The 21,978-nt window shown below is 29.3% G+C and carries 22 protein-coding genes; 19 read left to right on the top strand and 3 right to left on the bottom strand.

Features of this window, described 5'->3' with window-relative positions; translation table 11 throughout:
* The first annotated feature begins 100 nt into the window (after positions 1 to 100).
* Positions 101 to 2,302: a catalase/peroxidase HPI gene (katG, locus tag K0040_RS06780; protein ID WP_228108169.1), complete on the top strand. Its 2,202-nt coding sequence runs from the start codon at positions 101 to 103 to the stop codon at positions 2,300 to 2,302.
* Between the two features lie 120 nt (positions 2,303 to 2,422).
* The gene (locus K0040_RS06775; protein ID WP_228108168.1) at positions 2,423 to 3,124 is read left to right on the top strand and encodes a superoxide dismutase; all 702 of its coding nucleotides are present in this window, start codon (positions 2,423 to 2,425) and stop codon (positions 3,122 to 3,124) included.
* 94 nt (positions 3,125 to 3,218) lie between these two features.
* Here K0040_RS06775 and K0040_RS06770 read toward each other — a convergent pair whose 3' ends face one another.
* Entirely contained in the window at positions 3,219 to 3,593 is a 375-nt protein-coding gene (locus K0040_RS06770; RefSeq protein ID WP_228108167.1) for a metal-dependent transcriptional regulator, read from the bottom strand.
* A 190-nt stretch (positions 3,594 to 3,783) separates the two neighbouring features.
* On the opposite strand from K0040_RS06770, the gene K0040_RS06765 reads away from it, so the two are divergent.
* The 6 genes from K0040_RS06765 to K0040_RS06740 all read left to right on the top strand — a co-directional run bounded on the left by K0040_RS06765 (position 3,784) and on the right by K0040_RS06740 (position 11,221).
* Complete coding sequence (locus tag K0040_RS06765) at positions 3,784 to 4,743, top strand: helix-turn-helix domain-containing protein (RefSeq protein ID WP_228108166.1); 960 nt, start codon at positions 3,784 to 3,786, stop codon at positions 4,741 to 4,743.
* A gap of 16 nt (positions 4,744 to 4,759) precedes the next feature.
* Positions 4,760 to 6,508, top strand: coding sequence for an ABC transporter ATP-binding protein (locus K0040_RS06760; protein WP_228108165.1), 1,749 nt, complete (start codon positions 4,760 to 4,762; stop codon positions 6,506 to 6,508).
* Positions 6,508 to 8,238 (top strand): ABC transporter ATP-binding protein, encoded by a 1,731-nt coding sequence (locus tag K0040_RS06755; protein WP_228108164.1) that lies wholly within the window; start codon positions 6,508 to 6,510, stop codon positions 8,236 to 8,238. Before K0040_RS06760 ends, K0040_RS06755 begins: the two co-directional genes overlap by 1 nt.
* Positions 8,239 to 8,403: 165 nt before the next feature.
* The gene (locus K0040_RS06750) at positions 8,404 to 8,604 is read left to right on the top strand and encodes a cold-shock protein (RefSeq protein ID WP_074916022.1); all 201 of its coding nucleotides are present in this window, start codon (positions 8,404 to 8,406) and stop codon (positions 8,602 to 8,604) included.
* A 179-nt stretch (positions 8,605 to 8,783) separates the two neighbouring features.
* Positions 8,784 to 9,545 carry a (S)-ureidoglycine aminohydrolase gene (allE, locus tag K0040_RS06745; RefSeq protein WP_228108163.1) on the top strand — a complete coding sequence of 254 codons (762 nt, stop codon included), beginning with the start codon at positions 8,784 to 8,786 and terminating at the stop codon, positions 9,543 to 9,545.
* 593 nt (positions 9,546 to 10,138) lie between these two features.
* Positions 10,139 to 11,221 (top strand): SH3 domain-containing protein, encoded by a 1,083-nt coding sequence (locus K0040_RS06740; protein WP_228108162.1) that lies wholly within the window; start codon positions 10,139 to 10,141, stop codon positions 11,219 to 11,221.
* On the opposite strand, the gene K0040_RS06735 is transcribed toward K0040_RS06740, so the two are convergent.
* Positions 11,218 to 11,451 (bottom strand): hypothetical protein, encoded by a 234-nt coding sequence (locus tag K0040_RS06735; protein ID WP_228108161.1) that lies wholly within the window; start codon positions 11,449 to 11,451, stop codon positions 11,218 to 11,220. The two genes, K0040_RS06740 and K0040_RS06735, sit on opposite strands and share 4 nt — an antisense overlap.
* A gap of 447 nt (positions 11,452 to 11,898) precedes the next feature.
* Positions 11,899 to 12,423 (bottom strand): hypothetical protein, encoded by a 525-nt coding sequence (locus tag K0040_RS06730; protein ID WP_228108160.1) that lies wholly within the window; start codon positions 12,421 to 12,423, stop codon positions 11,899 to 11,901.
* Positions 12,424 to 13,167: 744 nt separating this feature from the next.
* On the opposite strand from K0040_RS06730, the gene K0040_RS06725 reads away from it, so the two are divergent.
* The 11 genes from K0040_RS06725 to K0040_RS06675 all read left to right on the top strand — a co-directional run bounded on the left by K0040_RS06725 (position 13,168) and on the right by K0040_RS06675 (position 21,834).
* Positions 13,168 to 13,497, top strand: coding sequence for a DUF1904 domain-containing protein (locus tag K0040_RS06725; protein ID WP_228108159.1), 330 nt, complete (start codon positions 13,168 to 13,170; stop codon positions 13,495 to 13,497).
* 231 nt (positions 13,498 to 13,728) lie between these two features.
* Positions 13,729 to 14,511 (top strand): N-acetylmuramoyl-L-alanine amidase family protein, encoded by a 783-nt coding sequence (locus tag K0040_RS06720; RefSeq protein WP_228108158.1) that lies wholly within the window; start codon positions 13,729 to 13,731, stop codon positions 14,509 to 14,511.
* A gap of 124 nt (positions 14,512 to 14,635) precedes the next feature.
* Positions 14,636 to 14,851 carry a PF20097 family protein gene (locus K0040_RS06715; protein WP_228108157.1) on the top strand — a complete coding sequence of 72 codons (216 nt, stop codon included), beginning with the start codon at positions 14,636 to 14,638 and terminating at the stop codon, positions 14,849 to 14,851.
* Positions 14,852 to 15,110: 259 nt separating this feature from the next.
* Positions 15,111 to 16,253 carry a pyridoxal-phosphate-dependent aminotransferase family protein gene (locus K0040_RS06710; RefSeq protein ID WP_228108156.1) on the top strand — a complete coding sequence of 381 codons (1,143 nt, stop codon included), beginning with the start codon at positions 15,111 to 15,113 and terminating at the stop codon, positions 16,251 to 16,253.
* 22 nt (positions 16,254 to 16,275) lie between these two features.
* A complete protein-coding gene (locus tag K0040_RS06705; RefSeq protein ID WP_228108155.1) occupies positions 16,276 to 16,806 on the top strand; it encodes an ECF transporter S component in 531 nt (176 codons plus the stop codon).
* 160 nt (positions 16,807 to 16,966) lie between these two features.
* Positions 16,967 to 17,773: a hypothetical protein gene (locus K0040_RS06700; protein WP_228108154.1), complete on the top strand. Its 807-nt coding sequence runs from the start codon at positions 16,967 to 16,969 to the stop codon at positions 17,771 to 17,773.
* A 115-nt stretch (positions 17,774 to 17,888) separates the two neighbouring features.
* Entirely contained in the window at positions 17,889 to 18,554 is a 666-nt protein-coding gene (locus tag K0040_RS06695) for a hypothetical protein (protein ID WP_228108153.1), read from the top strand.
* Positions 18,555 to 18,582: 28 nt separating this feature from the next.
* Entirely contained in the window at positions 18,583 to 19,593 is a 1,011-nt protein-coding gene (locus tag K0040_RS06690; RefSeq protein WP_228108152.1) for a macro domain-containing protein, read from the top strand.
* A gap of 99 nt (positions 19,594 to 19,692) precedes the next feature.
* Positions 19,693 to 20,337 (top strand): vWA domain-containing protein, encoded by a 645-nt coding sequence (locus tag K0040_RS06685; protein WP_228108151.1) that lies wholly within the window; start codon positions 19,693 to 19,695, stop codon positions 20,335 to 20,337.
* Between the two features lie 118 nt (positions 20,338 to 20,455).
* Positions 20,456 to 20,902 (top strand): hypothetical protein, encoded by a 447-nt coding sequence (locus K0040_RS06680; RefSeq protein ID WP_228108150.1) that lies wholly within the window; start codon positions 20,456 to 20,458, stop codon positions 20,900 to 20,902.
* Between the two features lie 269 nt (positions 20,903 to 21,171).
* Positions 21,172 to 21,834, top strand: coding sequence for a toxin regulator (locus K0040_RS06675; protein WP_228108149.1), 663 nt, complete (start codon positions 21,172 to 21,174; stop codon positions 21,832 to 21,834).
* The last annotated feature ends 144 nt before the right edge of the window (positions 21,835 to 21,978 follow it).

Raw genomic sequence — 21,978 nt, 5'->3', positions numbered from 1 at the left:
CTATATGAAACACAAATGTGAATTTGCATAAGTAAAAATTTATTTACATATTATGTAATGAAACATTTAAAACATTAAAGTAAAGGAGGGTTATTATGAAATGGGAGAGATGAGATGTCCCTTTACTGGAAGAACTAGAATGTCAAATACTACAACAAACAACATGGATTTGTTGCCTAATAATTTAAATTTAAACATTCTTCACCTAAACTCAAATTTAAGTAATCCAATGGGCTGTAATTTTAATTATGCTAAAGAATTTGAAAAACTTGATTATTATGCATTAAAAAAAGATTTATATGATTTAATGACAGATTCAAAGGATTGGTGGCCAGCAGATTTTGGTAATTATGGACCTCTATTTATTCGTATGGCATGGCATAGTGCAGGAACTTATAGAGTAGGGGACGGAAGAGGTGGAGCAAGTGATGGAACTCAAAGGTTTCCACCATTAGATAGTTGGCCTGATAATGCTAATTTGGATAAAGCTCGTAGGTTGCTTTGGCCAATTAAACAAAAATACGGAGATAAAATTTCCTGGGCAGATCTTATGATATTAACAGGTAATTGTGCTTTTGAGGTTATGGGACTTAAGACATTTGGATTTGGTGGTGGTCGTGAGGATGTTTGGGAGCCACAAGAGGTTTATTGGGGCTTTACTAAAGAGATGCTTGGAACTAATAAAATCTCTGGTACAAACGAAATTCAAAATCCCCTTGCCGCAGTTCAGATGGGACTTATTTATGTAAATCCAGAAGGACCTGATGGAAAACCAGATCCAGTTGGGTCTGCAAAAGATATTAGAGAAACATTTGCTCGTATGGCTATGAATGATGAAGAAACTGTGGCACTTATTGCAGGCGGTCATACATTTGGAAAATGTCATGGAGCAGCTCCAGCCACATATGTTGGACCTGCACCAGATGCTGCTCCTATTGAAGAACAGGGACTTGGTTGGAAGAATGATTATAAAACAGGTAAAGGTATTGATACGATTACTAGTGGACTTGAAGGTGCATGGAAGCCAAATCCAACAAAATGGGATATGGGCTATTTTAATACATTGTTTAAGTATGACTGGGAATTAGTTAAGAGTCCTGCGGGAGCTTATCAGTGGCTGGCTAAAGATGTAGCTGGGGAAGATATGATAGTAGATGCACATGATCCATCTATAAAGCATCGTCCTATGATGACAACGGCTGATTTAGGTCTTCGTTTTGATCCAATATATGAGAAAATTGCTAGAAATTATATGAATAATCCTGATAAATTTGCTGATGATTTTGCACGCGCTTGGTTTAAATTGACCCATAGAGATATGGGACCTATTTCAAGGTATCTAGGTCCGGAAGTTCCAAAAGAACAACTAATATGGCAAGATCCTGTGCCAAAAGTTGATTATGAACTAGTTAACAAAGAAGATATTAAACATCTTAAAAATAAAATTTTAGAGTCTAATTTATCTGTGCCACAGCTTGTTTATACAGCTTGGTCTTCTGCGTCCACATTTAGAGGATCAGATAAACGTGGTGGTGCAAATGGTGCAAGAATTCGTCTGCAGCCACAGAGATCTTGGGAAGTTAATGAACCAGATCAATTAAATAAGGTTTTACAAATTCTTGGAAAAATACAATCAGACTTTAATTATGTACAGTTAAAATCAAATAAAGTAAATAAGAAAGTATCCTTAGCAGACTTGATTGTGCTAGGGGGATGTGTAGGAATTGAAAAAGCAGCAAGAAAAGCAGGATATAAAATCAGAGTTCCTTTCACTCCAGGACGAACAGATGCGTTACAGGAAGAAACTGATATTCAATCATTTGATGTACTTGAACCAAAAGCAGATGGATTTAGAAACTATGTAAAGCCAGAATATTCGATGATGCAAGACAAATTATTAATTGATCGTGCACAGCTTTTAACTTTGACTGCTCCTGAAATGACAGTATTATTAGGTGGTATGCGTGTGTTAGATACTAACTATAAAAAATCTCAATATGGTATTTTTACAAAGAGACCAGAGACTCTTACAAATGATTTCTTTGTAAATCTTTTAGACATGGACACAGTTTGGCAACCTACTTCTACCGATGAACAAATATTTGAGGGACGTGACAGAACAACAGGAAAATTAAAGTGGAAAGGAACTCCAGTTGACCTTATTTTTGGTTCTAACGCTCAACTTCGTGCTATTGCAGAAGTTTATGCAAGTGAAGGCTCTCAGGTTAAGTTTTTGAAAGATTTTGTATGTGCTTGGAATAAAGTTATGAATGCAGATCGTTATGATGTGAAATTATCTTAAAACTGAAGATAGAGAAAGTAATTGTAATGATTATAAAGGCTTATGAGAATTTTATAGGCCTTTTATAATGTAAAATATTTTTGCACTATTTAAGACATACTATTGCTGAGGTGATAAAATATGAGAAAAAAATTATTGGCAGTAGGATTTGGATTTTTGCTTCTTTTTACAACTTACATAAGTATATTTTCATTGGGGTTGAAGGACATCCAAGAATTTAAAGCAGTGCCACTGCCATATTCCTACAATGCTTTAGAACCATTTATAAGCAATGAAATTATGACTTATCATCATGACAAACATTACCAAACTTATGTAGCTAATTTAAACAAAGCTTTGGCGAATTATCCTAAATACCAAAGTTATTCTTTGGAGAAACTATTGAGAAATCTAGATTATCTACCAAAGGAAATCTACAAATCTGTAAAAAATAATGCTGGTGGAGTATATAATCATGAGTTTTTCTTTTCTATTATGACACCTAGCAAAACGGCTCCTTCTGGTGAATTGAAAAAGGCAATTGAAAGAGATTTTGGCACTTATAATAACTTTATGGATGAATTTAAGAAAGCTGCATCAAGTGTATTTGGCTCAGGGTGGGCATGGCTTGTTTCTGATGGTGATGGAAAATTATCTGTAATTACAACAGCTAATCAAGACTCACCTATATCAGATAATTTAACACCAATTATTTGTATAGATTTGTGGGAACATGCTTACTATTTGCAGTATAAAAACAACAGGGCGTATTATATAGATAATTGGATTAATTTGATCAATTGGAAAAATGCTTTGGAAAACTATAATTATGTAATAAAATAAATAAAATATGTACTACTTTTATTTATTATTTCTTATAAAAAGTGATATATCTCATGAAATTTTATGGGTTATGTCACTTTTTTAATACAATTATTTATACTTTTATTTTTCTATTTAGATATAATTTTATTTTTTCAAAAGATTCTTCACTAATAATATGTTCTATAAGACAGGCATCTTCCTTTGCTGTTTCTTCTCTTATACCAATTGACATTAAGGCTTTAGATAAAACTATATGACGTTCATAAATGGATTTTGCTAAATTATTGCCTTTAGTAGTTAAAGTAATATAACCATCATCATCCATGTTTATATATCCTTTTGTACGAAGGTTTTTCATGGCAACACTAATGCTAGGTTTACTATAGCCTAGTTCTTTTACTATATCTATGGATCTAACTGAACTTAATCTATTAGACAGTATTAAAATAGTTTCTAAATAATTTTCTATAGATTCTTGTTTTTTCATAAGTTACCTCCATTTCTATTAATATTACATTATCATAAATTTTATTTAAAAACAATAAGTCTAAAGTTAATGTCCAAATGGATTATAAAAACCAATATGGAGTTGAAGAAAGACAAATATATTTGCTACTATATAGTTAGTTGAAACTAACTGTATCGTGAGAGAGATTAAAATAATAGGAGGGGTGGGGATGTTTTTATCGCAAAGATATTCATTTGATGTATTTGAAAGTTTTGACCAAATTATAAAAGGTGATGATCCAGAAATATTCAAGATAAGAAATAATACAGGTAGTGGTGGCTTCAAATCATATAAAGTATTTCCTGGAGTTTATATTACTTACAATGAATTTAATATGAGGGAGTGTACATCTAATTTTAAAAGCGACATTAATATGTTTTGTATAGATTATTGCAAAGAAGGCAGAATGGAGTGGATATGTCACAATAATGATTATTTGTATTTGAAACAAGGGGATATGCAAATAAGTATAAGAGAGCATCATGGAAAAATATTTGGATTTCCTCTAAAAAAATATATTGGTATAACAGTGGTTTTTTATTTAGACGAAGCTAATCAGAGCATAAAGAAAGTTTTGGATAATTTTGATGTGGACTTATATGACCTAAAAGACAAGTTATGCAAAAACAATGAACCATTTATAATGAGAACAAAAAGTGGAATAGAGCATGTGTTTAATGAATTGTACCAAGTAGATGACAAAATAAGAGATTCTTATTTAAAAATAAAAATATTAGAGTTGCTACTTTTTTTCAAAACTTTAGATGTAAATAAAGATAAAGAAGATAGAAATTATTTTACAAAATCTCAAGTGGACAAAGTAAAGGAAATTGAAAAATATATGATTAAAAATATGGATAAACATATTACTTTAGAAGAATTATCTAATAAATTTGATTATCCACTAACTACAATGAAAAAATGTTTCAAAGAAGTATATGGAGACCCCATATATAGCTATATGAAATCCTATAGAATGAATGAAGCTTGTATTTTGTTGAAGGAAAGTAATGACAATATTAGCAATATAGCTAATTATTTAGGATATGACAACCCTAGTAAATTTGCAGCAGCTTTTAAGTCTGTTATTGGGTTTACACCATTAAGATATAGAAATAATGAATTTTAATAAGGAAGTGGTATAAATGAATAAAAAAAGCACTATTGAAAGTCTTATTGATTTTGTAAGTGATCACAAAAAGTATTATATAATTTCAGTTATATGTGCAGTAATTGGAGTTGCTTGTAGTATATTACCCTACTATTTGGTTGCGAGAATAGTTGTTGATTTAGTCAAGGGAGTTAAGGATTTTAATAATTATGTTAATCTTTGTGTTATATGTATAGTGTCTTGGTTTTTGCGCGTGTTATTTCACAGCATATCAACTACCTTATCTCATAAAGCTACTTTTACAGTTATAGCTAATGTGAGAAAAAGATCTATTGAAAAATTGGCTAATATGCCCCTTGGAGATGTTTTGAACATACCTTCAGGCACTATGAAATCCATAATAGTAGAAAAGATAGATAGTATAGAAACAACACTAGCACATGTTGTTCCAGAAATGACATCTAATTTACTCGTTCCTTTTGCAATTGTTATTTACATCTTTACCATAGATTGGAGAATGGCACTTGCATCTTTAATAACCGTTCCCCTTGGAATATTATGCTATATGATGATGACAAAAGATTATGAAAAAAATTATGGCAATTATATTAGCAAAAACAAAATATTAAATGCCACATCAGTTGAGTATGTGTCAGGAATAAAAGTTATAAAGGCTTTTAATCAATCTGCATCATCTTATGAAAAATTCACTAAAGCAGCATACGAATCAGCTCATTCAGCTATAGATTGGATGGATAAATGCAATGTTTATTTTTCTATTGCTATAGCAGTATTTCCAGCAGTATTAATAGGAGTACTACCTATTGGGTGCATGTTTTATATAAATGGAAGCTTAACTTCAGAAAATTTTATAAATATTATAATTTTAGCCCTAGGAGTTATGACACCACTTATAACAGCTATGTCTTATTCAGACGATATAGCTAAAATAAAAACAATAATAGGTGATATTAATAGTGTATTAGAAAAAGATGATTTAAAGAGACCAAATGTTTTAAATGAAAAATTATCCTTTAATAATATAAAACTAAAAAATGTATGCTTTTCTTATGATAAAAAACAAGTATTAAATAATGTGAACTTAAATATAAAAGGTGGTCAAGTAAATGCACTAGTTGGACCCTCAGGAGGAGGAAAGTCTACAATAGCTAAATTAATAGCCTCACTTTGGGACGTGAATAAAGGGGCTATAGAAATTGGAGGAATAAACATTAAAGATATACCTTTAGAAATACTTAATGAAAAAATAGCTTATGTATCTCAAGATAGTTATTTATTTAATGATACTATAATGAACAATATTCGTATGGGAAATCTAAAAGCCTCAGATGAGGATGTAAAGAAAGTAGCTAGAAAAAGTGGATGCGAAGAATTTATTTTGAAACTTGAAAATGGATACAACACAGTTGCTGGTTCTAGTGGAGGTCATTTGTCGGGAGGAGAAAGACAAAGAATTAGTATTGCAAGAGCCATGTTAAAAGATGCGGATATTGTAATTTTAGATGAAGCAACTGCATATACAGACCCAGAAAATGAAGTGATTTTGCAAAAGGCTGTAGGAAAACTTGTAAAAGGAAAAACATTGATAGTTATAGCTCATAGACTTTCTACTATTGTAGATACTAGTCAAATTATAGTTGTTAATAATGGGAAAATAGAAAGCACAGGAACACATGAAGACCTACTTAAAAAGTGTAAATTATATAAAGAAATGTGGAAAGCTCATAATAGTGTTAAAGATAGAAAAGAGGTGGCTATATAATGTTGAAAATATTTAATAAGTTTTTTGATTTTTCTGGCAAATATAAAAAATACTTTTATGATTCTATTGTAATGAGTGTTTTTTATTCCATATTTGAAGCAATAAGAATCCCAGCCATAGCCATTGTACTTAAAGATATGTTAGAAAATAATGTGACGGAGAAAACCATGTTTTTAAGTTTAGGTATTATGATTGTAAGTATAGTAGGTTGTTCCATACTAAAAAACAAAATCACAATGAAGCAAACCATAGGTGGATATGAATTATGTGCAAATAAACGTATTGATATTGCACAACATTTGAAATATGTGCCAATGGGTTATTTAAATGATAATAGTTTAGGATATATAACCTCTATTACTACTAATACACTAGAAATGCTACAAGATGTGGCAACAAGAGTTATAATGTTATCTACTCAAGGGTTTATAAATACGTGTATTATAGGAATATGTGTTTTGATTTATGACTATAGAATAGGTATTCTTATATTTTTAGGAATATTAGTTTTTCTTGGTGTAAACAATATTATGCAAAAAAAATCCAATAAATTGTCACCTATTAAAACTGAAAGTGACAGCAGACTAGTAGAGAAAATATTAGAATATATACAAGGAATTTCCATAGTGAAATCTTATAATTTATCACATCAATCAAATCAAAAAGTAATAAAAGCTATTGAGGATAATAATGATATAAATTATAAAATGGAAAAAACATTTATACCTATTATGGGACTTCAAACTTTTGTACTAAAATCTATGGGAATATTAGTAATATTAACTTCAATCTATTTTTATTTAAATAATTCAATGACTCTTATAAACTGTATATTAATGATAATTTGTTCATTTATAATCTATGGGCAGTTGGAATCAGCAGGCAATTATTCTGCCCTTCTTAGAGTAATGGATAATTGTGTAGACAAAGTCAATACAGTATTTGATACTCCTGTAATGGATGTGGAGGGTAGTGAAATAATTCCTAAAAACTATGATATTAATTTTGACAATGTAAGTTTTAGTTATGAAAATAGAAAAGTAATTGATAATATGTTGTTTAATATTCCACAAAATACAACTACAGCAATTGTAGGGCCTTCTGGAGGAGGTAAAACTACTATATGCAACTTAATAGCTAGATTTTTTGATGTGGATAAGGGAAAAATAACATTGGGGGGAAATGACATAAGAAGATATAAATTAGATAGTTTACTAAAAAATATTAGTATGGTATTTCAAGATGTTTATTTATTTCAAGACACAGTGGCTAATAATATAAAATTTGGTAGTAATAATGCATCTAGAGAAGATGTAATAAAAGCAGCTAAAAAAGCTAGTTGTCATGATTTTATTATAAATCTACCAAATGGATATGATACCATAATCGGTGAGGGAGGTGCATCACTTTCTGGAGGGGAAAAACAAAGAATATCTATAGCAAGAGCCATGCTTAAAGATGCACCAATTATAATTTTAGATGAAGCTACAGCAAATGTAGATGCTGAAAATGAAAAACAACTTCAAGATGCTATTGAAGAATTAACAAGAAATAAAACTATAATTATGATTGCCCATAGATTGAAAACTGTTAGAAATGCAGATCAAATTTTAGTTGTAGATGATGGGAAAATTGTACAACGAGGAGATCATCATAGTTTGATTAAAGAAGAGGGTATATACAAACAATTTATTGATGTAAGAAAAGAAGCTGTTGGATGGCAACTGTAATGATATAAAAAGCGATATAAAAAATATAAAGATTAAAAAATATTAAATAAAATAAATAATTAAAATATATTTCAAAAAAGTGTGTAAATTTTCTTGAAATAGTATATAATAACATATGAAGTAAAAAAAATATAAACATGTAAAAAGGTTAAGGAGAATTATTAGATGACTAACGGAACAGTAAAATGGTTTAACAATGACAAAGGATTTGGATTTATATCAGTAGAAGGTGGAGATGATGTATTCGCACATTTCTCAGCTATACAAACTGATGGATACAAAACATTAGAAGAAGGACAAAAAGTAAGTTTTGAAATAGTTCAAGGCGCTAGAGGACCTCAAGCTGAAAATATAACTATATTATAATTTTTATATATAGATTGTATAAAAAAAGACCCATTGGGTCTTTTTTTTATACAATCTAATCTGTTCTATATCCATTTATTATAACTACATCAGACTTTAGAAACTTATCAAATGTTGCCAATACACTGTTCACTGCATTAATATTAAATTATAAAATATATTTTTAGGGGTGAATTTAAATGGGGTATCCAAATGATTTGTTAACATCTAGATCAATAATCAACCATGGAAGTTTTGCACTAATACCACCAGAAGGATTAGTAAATAATGTAGTACCAGGATTTGAAAATTGTAGAATATCAATACTAGCATCACCAAAACTAGGTGCAAGTTTTGTAGATTACATAATAACAATGAATAAAGATGGAAGAACAACTAAAGGATTTGGCGGAAATGGTATAGAAACCTTTGTTTATTGCATAGAAGGTAAAATTAAAGTAACTATAAAAAATGAAGAATATATAATTGAATCTGGAGGATATGTATATTGCACTCCTTGGGAAACCATGAATTTAGAAAATATATATGGTAATGACTCTAAAATATTTTTGTATAAACAAAAATATCAACCATTGGAAGATTATAAACCTTGGGTTGTAGTTTCCAACATAAAAGAACAAGATGAAGTAGATTATGACAATATGGCTAATGTTAAAATAATAGATTTTTTACCAAAAGATTTAGCATTTGATATGAACTTTCACATATTAACTTTTTATCCTGGAGCTTGTCATCCATTTATTGAGACCCATGTACAAGAGCATGGAGCGTATTTTTTGTCTGGTGAAGGTCTTTATAATTTAGACAATACATGGATACCTGTTAAGAAAAATGATTATATTTGGTTTGGACCTTATGTACCACAATGCTGTTATGGAGTAGGTAGAGAAAATTTATCATACATATATTCAAAAGACTGCAATAGGGATGTTATATTATAGAATTTATTGTTGGTAGATTAATATAAATAAAAAAATAAAGGGATATTTTTGTACTGCGCCCCGATTGTTGGATCAAAATTCTAACGATAGGGGTGTTTTTTTACTTAAAATTAAAGGAGATAGGATGGTAAAAATCAAATATTAAAAATAAGGGCTATATTATCAAAAGAAAAGTAGGGAAAAAAACTAATATAGTAGTGCTAATTTTTATGGAAGTGAAAGAGTAAAAATTGATGATGAGAGATGAAAATTTATTGTTAAAAGAAACATATTTTTTTTTATATAGAATATATTAGTATGGTTAGCAATATTTTAAAAAGAGTTATTTTACAAAAGTTACAAAAGTTACAAAAATGAAAAAAATTAAAAAAATATACAAAAGGCTTGGATGTTGAAAATACTGGGTTTGAGCTAATGGAGATTAGAAATGAAACATATATTTTGTAAACGATTTGTAAATATTTTGCAAAAAACACTTCCAAAAGTTACAAAGTTGTAATAACATATAAGTATAGATTTGAAAATTAAGTGACTAAAGGCACAATATTTTATTTAGAAAGATTATTCTATAAAACGATATTGGAGGAAAATATATGTTAAAAAATACTTTAAAAACAACAGCTTTTGTATCAATGGCAATGGCACTAGGGGCTTGTGCTTCTGTTGAATCTCAAGCAGCAACAGTAAAGGAAGATCTAAACCTAAGAAAAGGTGCATCTACTGAACATAATGTTAAAGAGGTACTTGATCAAGGGGAAAATATAAAAATATTATCAGAGTCAAATGGTTGGTACAAAGTTAAAACTTCAGATAATGAAACAGGTTGGTCATATGGTAAATATGTAGATGCTTCAAAACAAGAAAAAGAAGAAGCAAATGCTGTTTCAGGAACAGTAACAGAATATTTAAATTTCAGAAAAGGTCCATCAATTGAAAATGAAATAATTAGTGTTCATGAAAAGGGAGATAGTGTAAAAGTTTTATCAAAAAAAGGTGACTGGTACAAAGTTAAAACTTCAGATGGTGAAGTAGGCTGGTCATATAGAAAATATATAAAAGTATCAGATGCTAAATTTGCATGGTCAGACAGTGATGCTAATGGAACTTTAAAAGACGTTGCTAACATGAGAAAAGGAGCATCAACTAATTATGAAGTTATAAAAGTCCTAGGTGAAGGAGAAAAGGTAAAAGTAATATCATCATTAGATGGATGGTATAAACTTCAAACTTCAGAGGGAAAAACTGGATGGGTACATAGCTCACATTTAGATACAGATGTGGCTTTAATGACAAGTAATAAAACTTCAAAGGGTTCTGATGCAAAAGAATCATCAAGTTCAAAAGTATCATCAGGCAAAAAAGAATCATCACAAGCTAAATTATCAGATTCTGAAGTTTCATCTTCATCAAATAAAAATATAGTAGTTTCAGCTACAGCTTATAGTGGAGATGGTGTAACTGCAACAGGAACAAAACCAAAATGGGGAACAATAGCTGTAGATCCAGATGTTATACCTTATGGAACAAGAGTCTATATACCTAGATTTGGGAAAACATTCATTGCAGAAGACTGTGGTGGAGGAATAAAAGGAAATAAAATAGATATATTTATGAATTCGGATTCACAGTGCAATAGCTGGGGAGTTAGAAACATATCTATACAAATATTAGATTAGTATAAGTTAAAGGGATATATGGTTGCTAGTGTTAGCATACCGAGTGTTGATGTAGATAAAGTAGATATGTAATTACTGGAGCCAGGTACTAAATGTATCTGGCTCTTTTTTATTATAAAAGGATATGTTAGCTCTCTTTGTGGAGTATCACATATATAAACTCCAACAGCTATATAAATAAGACTCTTAGATATCCCAAATGCATTAGTAGTACTAGTAGTTAATTCCATATTACATCACCCCTTTTCTATTCCTAATTTATTCTAAAACATCTCAAAAACTTATAAAAATTCCCTTCGCTTAAGCTACTGCGTGTCATGTCGCCAACGATATATCTTTGATCCGCTACAGATATATCCGTTGCTCAAAAAATCCCCCACCCCCACTTTCGATATACTTTATTTCTTCGCTTATACATAAGGGAAATCTAAAAAGACAAAGGAGGAAATTTAATGAGAATAGTAACAGGAAGCAGCCTAATGGAGAAAATTTGGAAAAACCAAGAGCTCTCTTGAGGAGAATTCACAAAAATCATAAAAAACACAGCAAGAACAAGTGAAACTATGGATACTTACAAAAAACGAATTTAAGATAGTAAAACCCTGTAATATGAAAATTTCGAATTTCTTATTACGGGGTTTTTGTTAATTAAAATAATATTAAAAGTAAATTTAGAACTACTTATTTATTAAAAAAGACTCAAGGCATGTAAGTTGAAGATCTCCTGCCATAAAATAATAATACATTATTGAATTCTGTTGAGAATAAAAGATACTTATGTCAGATGTTTTATCACCCTTTAAATTATTAATTAAAAATTTGGCTTCTCTTAATCCTAAAATATAGCACTGGATAATATATATTGATGTATCTGAAAGAAATGTATCAGCCTCAGAATCTTTATATGTCTTTATATGCATTTTAAAGTTGTCTTCAACTCTATTTAATTCTGATATATAAAAATCGATGAACTTAGAATTTTCAGTTAAATTATCATTTGGAGAATTAGAATTAATCTTTATCGCACTAATATTACTTCGTATCCTTTGTATCTCTATTAAATTTTTTACTATATTATCTTTACCTTTTATATCAGATAAGTTCGGACTTTGATAAAAAGGACTTAAAGAATATGATACTTGAGTAAAAGTAGGAAGTACCATTACAATCGTTATAAAAAGACAAATTATTTTTTTTTTCATTGTTAATGTGCTCCTTAATATATAATTATTTATAACTAGTATTGTCATATATTGTGCTTAAAATGTAGATTTTTGATAAAAATATATAATTGTAATCTGAATTACATAATTAAAATTTAATGTTATATATAACATATTTAAAAGAGGCTATGTTTTAATATGATGTTGATTTGATAAACTATTTTTACAACAAAAAAAGTAGATAAGTATTACACAAAATCTTTTCCCATAAAGTTTTTGCAATCTAGGGTGTGAAAAGTATATCCAACCAAATTCTTCACCAAAAAAGAAATTAAATCCTAATAGAAAATTAGTAATCATAGACATTAGAACATTTACAATATTCTTAGAATTTTTGCCTAAGCATAAGTTGATATCTTTCATTTCATGATTATTTAATAATACAAAATATAAAAAATAAGCAGATGTAAACATATCTATAGTGGTTTTAGTTATATATATGTATCTTTATCAGCTACAGCTTATAGTGAAGATGGTATAACTGCAACAGGAACAATAGCTGGGGAGTTATAAATATATCTATACAAATATTAAACTAATATAAGTTAAAGACATATATCGTTTCTTAGCATTAAAACTATTTATTAGCCCTTTTGTTATTTTTTAATAATTTGTTATAATATATCTATTACAAGATTGTCCTATATCTTCTAAATAGTAAAACTATATCTTCTAAATAGTAAAATAAATATAAGTAATAAATTCAACAACAGGAGGAGCGTTATGCCACAAATAAAAGTAAGAGGAATAAATGAAAACCACATCTGCAAGATAAGTGAAAAGATGATTGATGAATTAGTAGAAGCAGTAAAATGCCCAAGAGATTATTTTGAAATAGAATGTATAAAGTCTGTTGCTATAAGAAATGGTAAGATAGCAGATGTATATCCGTTTGTAGAAGTAGCTTGGTTTGATAGAGGTCAAGAGGTGCAAGATACAGTAGCTAAAATAATAACTAATAATATAAGAGAAAATCTAAGTATAGAAAGTATGGATTTAGCTTTTACAGTTTTTGAAAAAGAGAAGTATTATGAAAATGGAGAACACTTCTAAGAAATTTACATAATCAAGGTATACACAAAAATGTGTATACCTTTTTTGTACTAGATATCTAGTTTTGTACCAGGTTTAATTTATTCTATTCCTATTATAAATACTACATTTATTGTACAATAGAAAAAGAGACTGTATCACTAAGCTATAATTACAGTCATGTAAAAACACAAGTTACAAAGTTTTATATTTAGAATATAAATAAAGAGTAAATAAAAAAGGGGATATAATATGAAAAAGAAAATTATTTTATTATTTGTGGCAGTAAGCATGTTAGCTTTCATTACTGGCTGCGCTAAAACTAATTCTGAGGAAAATAAGGATGAACAAAAAAATAAAGTAGAAGATAGACAAAATGATAAAAATAATGACTCTGAGAAAGATGATAATTCAAAGATTACTATAGTTATAGATCCAGGTCATTCATCAACAGGGACGTCAGGAAATGAACCAGTGTCACCAAATTCTTCTAAAACGAAACTAAAAGATGGCTTAGGAGCAACAGGATCATTCACAAATATACCAGAGCACAAAACTACTATGTCTGTGGCATCCTTACTAAAAAATGAACTGGAGTCAAAGGGCTATAATGTGGTTTTAACTAAAAAAGACATGGCAGAATCTAAAAGTAATATAGAAAGAGCTGAAGTTGGTAACAAAAATAATGCGGATTTGGTAGTGAGAATTCATGGAGATTCTTGTGAAGATAGTAGTGTGAAAGGTGCATCTATGCATGTTCCCGCTAATAATGAATACACATCAAGTTTTTATAAAGTTAGTAAATCTTATGGAACAAAAATACTTAATACATATGTGAAGGAAGTAGGTATAAAGGATAGAGGAGTTATAGAAAGAGATGATTTGACAGGGTTTAACTGGTCAAAAGTGCCTGTTGTTTTGATAGAGATGGGATTCTTGTCTAATAAGGAAGATGATACATTTGTTAGTAATACAAAAAATCATCCTAAAATAGCTAAAGCTATAGCTGATGGAATTAATAAATGTTTTGAATAATGAAGTAGTTTACTTATTAAAGATAGTAATTTTTACATTATTGTAAATTGTTATAATGAATTAAATAATATAATATTAAAATAAGTAGGACTTAGTTTTTATATATGAAGTGGGGGTGTAAATTATGAAGTGTCCATATTGTAATAATGATATGATACTAGGGGTTATACGTGGAGGAAGAGATTCTATTAAATGGATACCAAAAGAAAAAGATAAAGGTGTGGTTTTATCCAATTTTGTAAAGGGAATTAAAATTTTAGACTGGATGGATTCAAAAGTAGAAGGTTATTATTGCAAAGAATGCAACAAGATAACCATAGATGTGCCAAAACAATTATAGAACCCCGTTGATGAATTGACAAAATGGGAAGTACTGACAAGAACAGTTTAATATAGCCAAATAATAATAAATAAAAAGCTGCGTATCATTTGAGATAAGCAGCTTTTTTTATGTTTATAATGAATTTTTATGATCTTATTTATGCTTTTATCACAATAAAGTGTATCGGTACAATTCTTGAAAAAGATGAAATTGTATTATATAAATAAAAAAATCATATATAATTATTTCATAAGTATTTTAACAAGGGGAGGAAATTATGAACAATAAAAATGTATATATGCCAGGACCAAGTAATGTTAGGGAAAATGTAAGACAAGCAAGAAGTATAAAAACTACAAATCCAGATGTGGATGTTGATTTTGTTGAGTTTTATAAAAACACTTGTGATAAAATGGCAAAAATAATAAACACTAAAAATGACGTATACATATTAAGTGGAGAAGGTATATTGGGCTTAGAAGCAGCCTGTGCATCATTGACAGAGAAAAACGATAGAGTTTTAGTTATAGATAATGGTGTATTTGGAAAAGGTTTTGAGGATTTTGTAACTATGTATGGTGGGGAAGCTGTACTTTTTAGTAAATGCTATAAAAAAGCTATAGATGTAGATGAATTAGAAAGATTTTTAGAAAAAGACCATGATTTTAAATATGCAACTATAGTCCACTGTGATACACCAACAGGAGTTTTAAATGATTTAAGCAAAATATGTCCATTACTTAAAAAGTACAACATACTTACTGTTGTAGATTCAGTGGCAGCCATGGTTGGAGAAAAACTTTTGGTAGATGATTGGCAAATAGATATGGTACTTGGTGGATCTCAAAAAGCCATATCAGCTCAACCAGGCCTTAGTATAGTAAGTGTAAGTGAAGATGCTAAAAATACTATGAAAAATAGAAAAAGTAAAATAATAGGTTTCTACTGCAACTTAACAATATGGGAAGATTACTATGAACAAAAATATTTTCCATATACAATGCCTATAAGTGACATTATAAGTTTGGATAGAGCTTTGGAAAATATATTAGAAGAAGGAATAGAAAATACAATAAAAAGACATGAAAGAATTGCAACAGCTACAAGAGAAGCACTTAAAGAATATGGTGGAGAGTTGTTTTTAAACAGTGGATACTCTAATACTGTAACTGCACTAGTTATACCTGAAAATATAGGAGCTCTAAATTTAACTAAGTATATAGGTGAAAAATACAACACAATAATTGGAACATCACTGGGAGAATATGTGGACAAATTACTTAGAATTGGCCACATGGGAGAAAATGCAAAATTAGATAAAATAATATATATATTAGATATTTTAGATAATAGCTTGAAAGATTTAAGTTTTAAAGGAAATGGCTCTTTAGTAAGTTTGTTTAATAAATACTACAAATAAATATGTGGGTGGGGGATATAAAATGCAAATATCAAATGAAGGTAGAAAAACTATAGAAACTGGGGATTTAGTAGAAACGGCTTTACTTATAGCATTGGTATTTATAGCAACAAGGTTTATTAACATAAGACTGCCCATAGCATCAAGTGGAGGATTAGTACACTTAGGAAATACCATGTTATTTATTTCAGCAATTGTATTTGGTAAGAAAAAGGGTGCTTTAGCTGGTGCTTTTGGTATGGGCTTGTTTGATTTACTATCAGAATGGGCAATGTGGGCACCCTTTACATTTATAGTTAGAGGGGTAATGGGATATATTATAGGAAGAATTGCTTGGTCTAACAACAAAAAAGGAAACAGTGTTTTAACTAATGTTTTTGCCATAGTAGTGTCAGGTATTTGGATGATATTTGGTTATTATGTAACGGAGATAATATTATATGGAAACTATGTGCAACCTTTGGCGTCTGTGCCAGGAAATGTTACTCAGATAGTTGTAGGGCTAATTATAGGTGTTCCTGTGGCGAAGGTTGTTAAGAAATATATTAGATAAGGTAAAGCGTTTGTTACTTTCATAGAGGATAAGTGTGGAAAGTCATGTAGTATTGATAGGAAGTTGAGCTAATAATTTCAGTTATTGAAATTATTAGCTTTTTATTTTACTTATATTACCAATAAATAATATGCTAATATTACTGTAGGGGGTGTTTGAAATGAAAATAATAAAAAAAGTATGTGTTTTATTCCTATCAATAAGTATGATAGTTGGAAGTGTTTTTGTAAGGGATATTAACAGTTCCTATGCTGCTACAGCATATAAGAAACAGTTGAAAATTGGAAAGACTTATAAATATGATTTGGACGGAGATAGAGATAAGGACAGTATAAAAGTTTATAGCAAAGGTCATAAATTATTATTAAAAGTAAATAACACAACTAAAACATTGGACTCATATTATTACACTGATTATGGTAATTATGATGTGAAGATTTACGATTTTAATAAAAAGGACAAAAGTTCAGAGATTGTTTTTTATTGGTCAGGAAATAGTGAGTGTGGAACAAAAATACTTAAATTCAAAAACAATAAATGTATGGTAAATAAGCACTATAAAGATACAATGTTAAAAAGTTATGATCCTAACAATGGAATGGTAACTTTTGAAGAATATGAACAAGGAAGATATAGCAGTTTTATAAAGGCAATGGGATGTTTTTATATTTATGATAAAGTGCAAATAAAAGGATACAATGTGTATAATCAATATAGTGCTAATACAGACAGTAGTACTAGAAAAAATAAATATGTAGCGGCTAAAAAATTAACTGCATATACAAGTACAAGTGGTAAGAAGAAAGCATTTACTATAAATAAGGGTAGTAAGGCTTATATTTATGAGTTGTATCAAAAGGGAAGTAGCAAGTATATAAAAGTAAAAAATAGTTCTGGTAAATATGGATATGTTAAAGTTGGGTCATCTATGCTGTTTACGCAAAAGTCATGTTTATGGTGGAGATAAAGAAATACACACAATATATTCAAATTAGAAATTTGTAAAAGAGAAGTAATGTATTAATTTAGCGAATAATTTTTAATGGAGTCTTAGATGGCTCCTTAAATAAGGGGGTAGCAATATGAGTAATACATCCAAAGGTCCAGCTACTAAAGGAAGTAAGTTTTGGATGCAATATGTTGTTAAGAATTTGCAAAGTCAATTGAACTCTAAGATTGGTTGTGACCTAAAATGGATTTCCCCACTTGAGGGTAATAACAAAGAATACCTAGAGTATGAACTAAAGCAAGACTACATGTGTAAAATACTGAATATATCTGCTGAAGAAAAGAAAGAAATATTTTCTTTTTGGCCAAATAGGCAACCACAGTGGGATGGCATAGCACTAACAAAAGATAATAATACATTATACTTGGTAGAAGCAAAAGCCCATCTGTCGGAGTTAAAAAGTAAAATCGGTGCAAAAAATCCAAATAGTAAGGACTTAATTTTAAAAACTATGAAAGAAGTATTTGAAAGTAACTATCCAAAAGGCTCATTTAAAATGTGGACAGATGAATATTATCAACTTGCCAATCGTCTAACATTTTTACATAAGCTTAATGATAAATTAAAAATTAAAAATATAAAAGTAAAACTAGTATTGCTAAATTTTGTAGGAGACTATACATATAGACCTACAAGCGAAGAAAAATGGAATACCCATTACAAAGAAGTATTTGTAAATATGATAGGTATGGAAATACCTAAAAAAGATGTTATAGTTGTTAACTTTCCCGTAGGTTAATTCTAAAACTTTATATGGAGGTAGTACCATGCCATTTCAAATTCTACATAATGACATTACAAACATGAACACAGATGTTATTGTAAATGCTGCCAATTCTAAACTCCTAATGGGTGGAGGAGTTTGTGGAGCGATTTTTAGAGCAGCAGGTGAGAAAGAGTTACAAAAAGAGTGTGAAAAAATAAAGCACTGTCCAGTAGGTCAGGCTGTTATTACAAAGGCATATAATCTTAAATCCAAATATATTATTCATACTGTAGGACCTATATATAAAGATGGAAACTCAGATGAAGCCAAGTTTCTTAAAAGTGCCTATGAAACATCACTAAAGCTTGCAAAGGATTATAATTTAAAATCCATAGCATTTCCTTTAATATCTTCTGGTATTTATGGATATCCCAAAAAAGAAGCACTAAATATAGCAGTTTCAACTACTAAAGAGTTTTTGGCTGAAAATGAAATGGATATTTATCTTGTTGTATTTGATAGAAAAGCTGTACATTTAAGTGAAGAATTGTATGAGGGAATTCAGCATTATATTGATGATTTTTATGTAGATGAAGATGAAGATTATAGATTAAGAGATACAGATTTATTAAAAATAGAAGAAATTTATCAGGATGATTGTGATTTTCAGGAACCAATATATGAAACAAAAGACTTTAACAAGACATCATTGGAAAGCATCTTAGATAATATTGATGAAAGTTTTTCACAAATGTTATTAAGACTTATTGATGAAAAAGGAAAAACTGATGTAGAAGTTTATAAAAAAGCTAATATGGATAGAAAATTATTTTCTAAAATAAGAAGTAATAAAAATTATAATCCTAAAAAATCCACAGCCCTATCCTTGGCCATAGGTTTAGAACTATCTTTAGATGAAACTAAGGATTTGTTAGCAAAAGCTGGATATACACTATCTCCAAGTCACAAGTTTGATTTAATAGTAGAGTATTTTATAAAAAACAAAAACTACGACATATTCATAATAAATGAAGCACTGTTCTCCTTTGAACAGCCTTTATTGGCAACTTAAAAATATATGTCGCTTTTAATGCGACCAAGTATCTCCTTAAAAAAACTATTCTTTATTTAAAGATAAAACTTAGTTATAAATTTTAGGGAGGTATTTTTTATGAAAAATAATTTAACAGAGGTTGTGTTCATATTAGATAGAAGTGGGTCAATGTCGGGCTTGGAAGATGACACAATAGGTGGATTTAACTCTATGTTAAAAAAACAAAGATCAGAAGATGGAGACGCCAATGTTACCACAGTTTTGTTTGATGACGAAATAGAAATGTTACACAAAAGAGTTAATATTAAAGAGATTAAAAACATTACAAGTAAGGATTATTATGTAAGAGGATGTACGGCTCTTTTAGATGCCCTAGGTTATTCCATTAATTTTATGATAAATGTGCAGAAAAATAAAAAAAAAGAAAGAGCTAAAAATGTTTTGTTTATTATAACTACTGATGGATACGAAAATGCCAGCAAAGAGTATTCCTATAAAAAGATTAAAAAGATGATTACTTATGAAAAAGAAAAATATAATTGGCAATTCTTATTTTTGGGAGCAAATATAGATGCAATTTCAACAGCTAGAAAATTTGGCATATCAGAAGAATTTGCCTCTAATTATGTGAGTGATGAAGTTGGCACACAGATTACGTATGAAGTTATGAACTCTGTAATTTCCACTTGTAGGGCAAGGGGGGTTGTGGATGGAAGTTGGAAGAGCAGGGTGGAAGATGATTATGAAATGAGGAAAGAATAAATCTTTGTTTTTTATAATCATCTTAATTATGAATTTATGAATATATAAGTAGAAGTAAACAATTAATTACAAACAAATAAAAATTTAAACTAATAAAAAATATAGGAGGTTAATGAAAATGAAAAAACTAGTAATGATTGGCCTTTGCATGGTCATGCTCACAACAATATGTACTGGGTGTAGCTCTACTTCCACAAGCTCTGGCAACACAAGTAAAACACAGCAAAAGAAAATACCTGACTTGAAGGGTGAATGGAAACAAAAAAATAGCAAATCTAATGATTCTTATCAAGCGGCAACAATAAGTGATGAGACTATTACAATCTATTGGATAAGTGATAACGGTGATACAAAATCACTTTATTGGGCTGGTTCTTTTGTAGCTCCAAAAACTGCTGATGAACCTTATTCATGGAATTCTAAAAATGACCATAGTAAAACTGAAACTGCTATGCTAGCATCAAATGATGATACTAAAACGATCACATACGAAAATGGCCAATTAAGCTATGAAGCTTCAGCTATGGGCACAACTACAAAGATTATACTAGAAAAGCAAAAATAGCAAATTCAATGCATTAACAGGCCTTGGATATAGTTCATGGCAGATGACTGTGGTGGAGGGATAGAAGAAAATAAAATAGATAATAGGGATGTAGAGGATAGTCTGTAGGCTATCCTTTTTGTTTTGTTCCAATTTATTAAATTAAAAAAAATAAATGGTAAAAATTGAAAAATATATTGACTAAGACAATAAAATCTACTACTATATAATTATAAATATTGTCTAAGACAATAAATATAATTTGAGGGAATTAAAATATAGGAGGAATTATGAAATTATTAGAAAAATTAAAAGAAAAGAAAAACATAAAAATAATTATTGCAGTAGCAATAGGCATATTTGTAGGAGGGGTGTTTTCTCCCACATGCTCAGATAGCAACCACGATGGAGTTGAAGAAAAAATATCAAAACTAGAAACTTCAATAAAAGAAAAAGACACAGAAATAGAAACATTAAATGTTAAAGTAGATTCTGCTGCGCCATGGTTTGAAATGAAAGAAGAAGAACAAAAAGCAATAGAAGAAAAAAACGAAAAATTAAAAGCTGAAGAAGAGGCTAAAAAGAAACAAGAAGAGGAAAAAGCAAAAAAACTTGCAGAGGAAAAAGAGAAAAAGGGATACGATACAGGAATAGGGTACAAAGACTTAGCAAGAAATCCTAAAGACTATGTAGGAAAGAAAATAAAATTCAAAGGTAAAGTAATTCAAGTAATGGAAGGTGATGGGGAAGTTCAAATAAGATTAGCCGTAAATGGGGATTATGACAATATATTATATGGAGTATACGATAGTTCTATAGTATCATCAAGAGTACTAGAAGATGATTATATAACAGTAATGGGATTAAGCTCAGACCTTTTAACATATGAGTCTACAATGGGTGGAGAAATAACAATTCCATCAATGGTAGTTGAAAAGATAGAAAATAAATAATAAGAATAAAAACACTTACAGTTCGTAAGTGTTTTTATGATATATAAGTAAATGTGGAAATCTATAGGTAAATAGTAGGTTTATTGACTAAGACAATTTCATACTATAAAATATAAATAAAGCTAAAATATGATAAACTACGAG

The organism is Terrisporobacter petrolearius (genome assembly GCF_020748185.1).
GTDB classification, from domain to species: domain Bacteria; phylum Bacillota; class Clostridia; order Peptostreptococcales; family Peptostreptococcaceae; genus Terrisporobacter; species Terrisporobacter petrolearius.
Note: the sequence above shows the minus strand (reverse complement) of the source record. Positions and strands in the feature narration are given on the sequence as shown.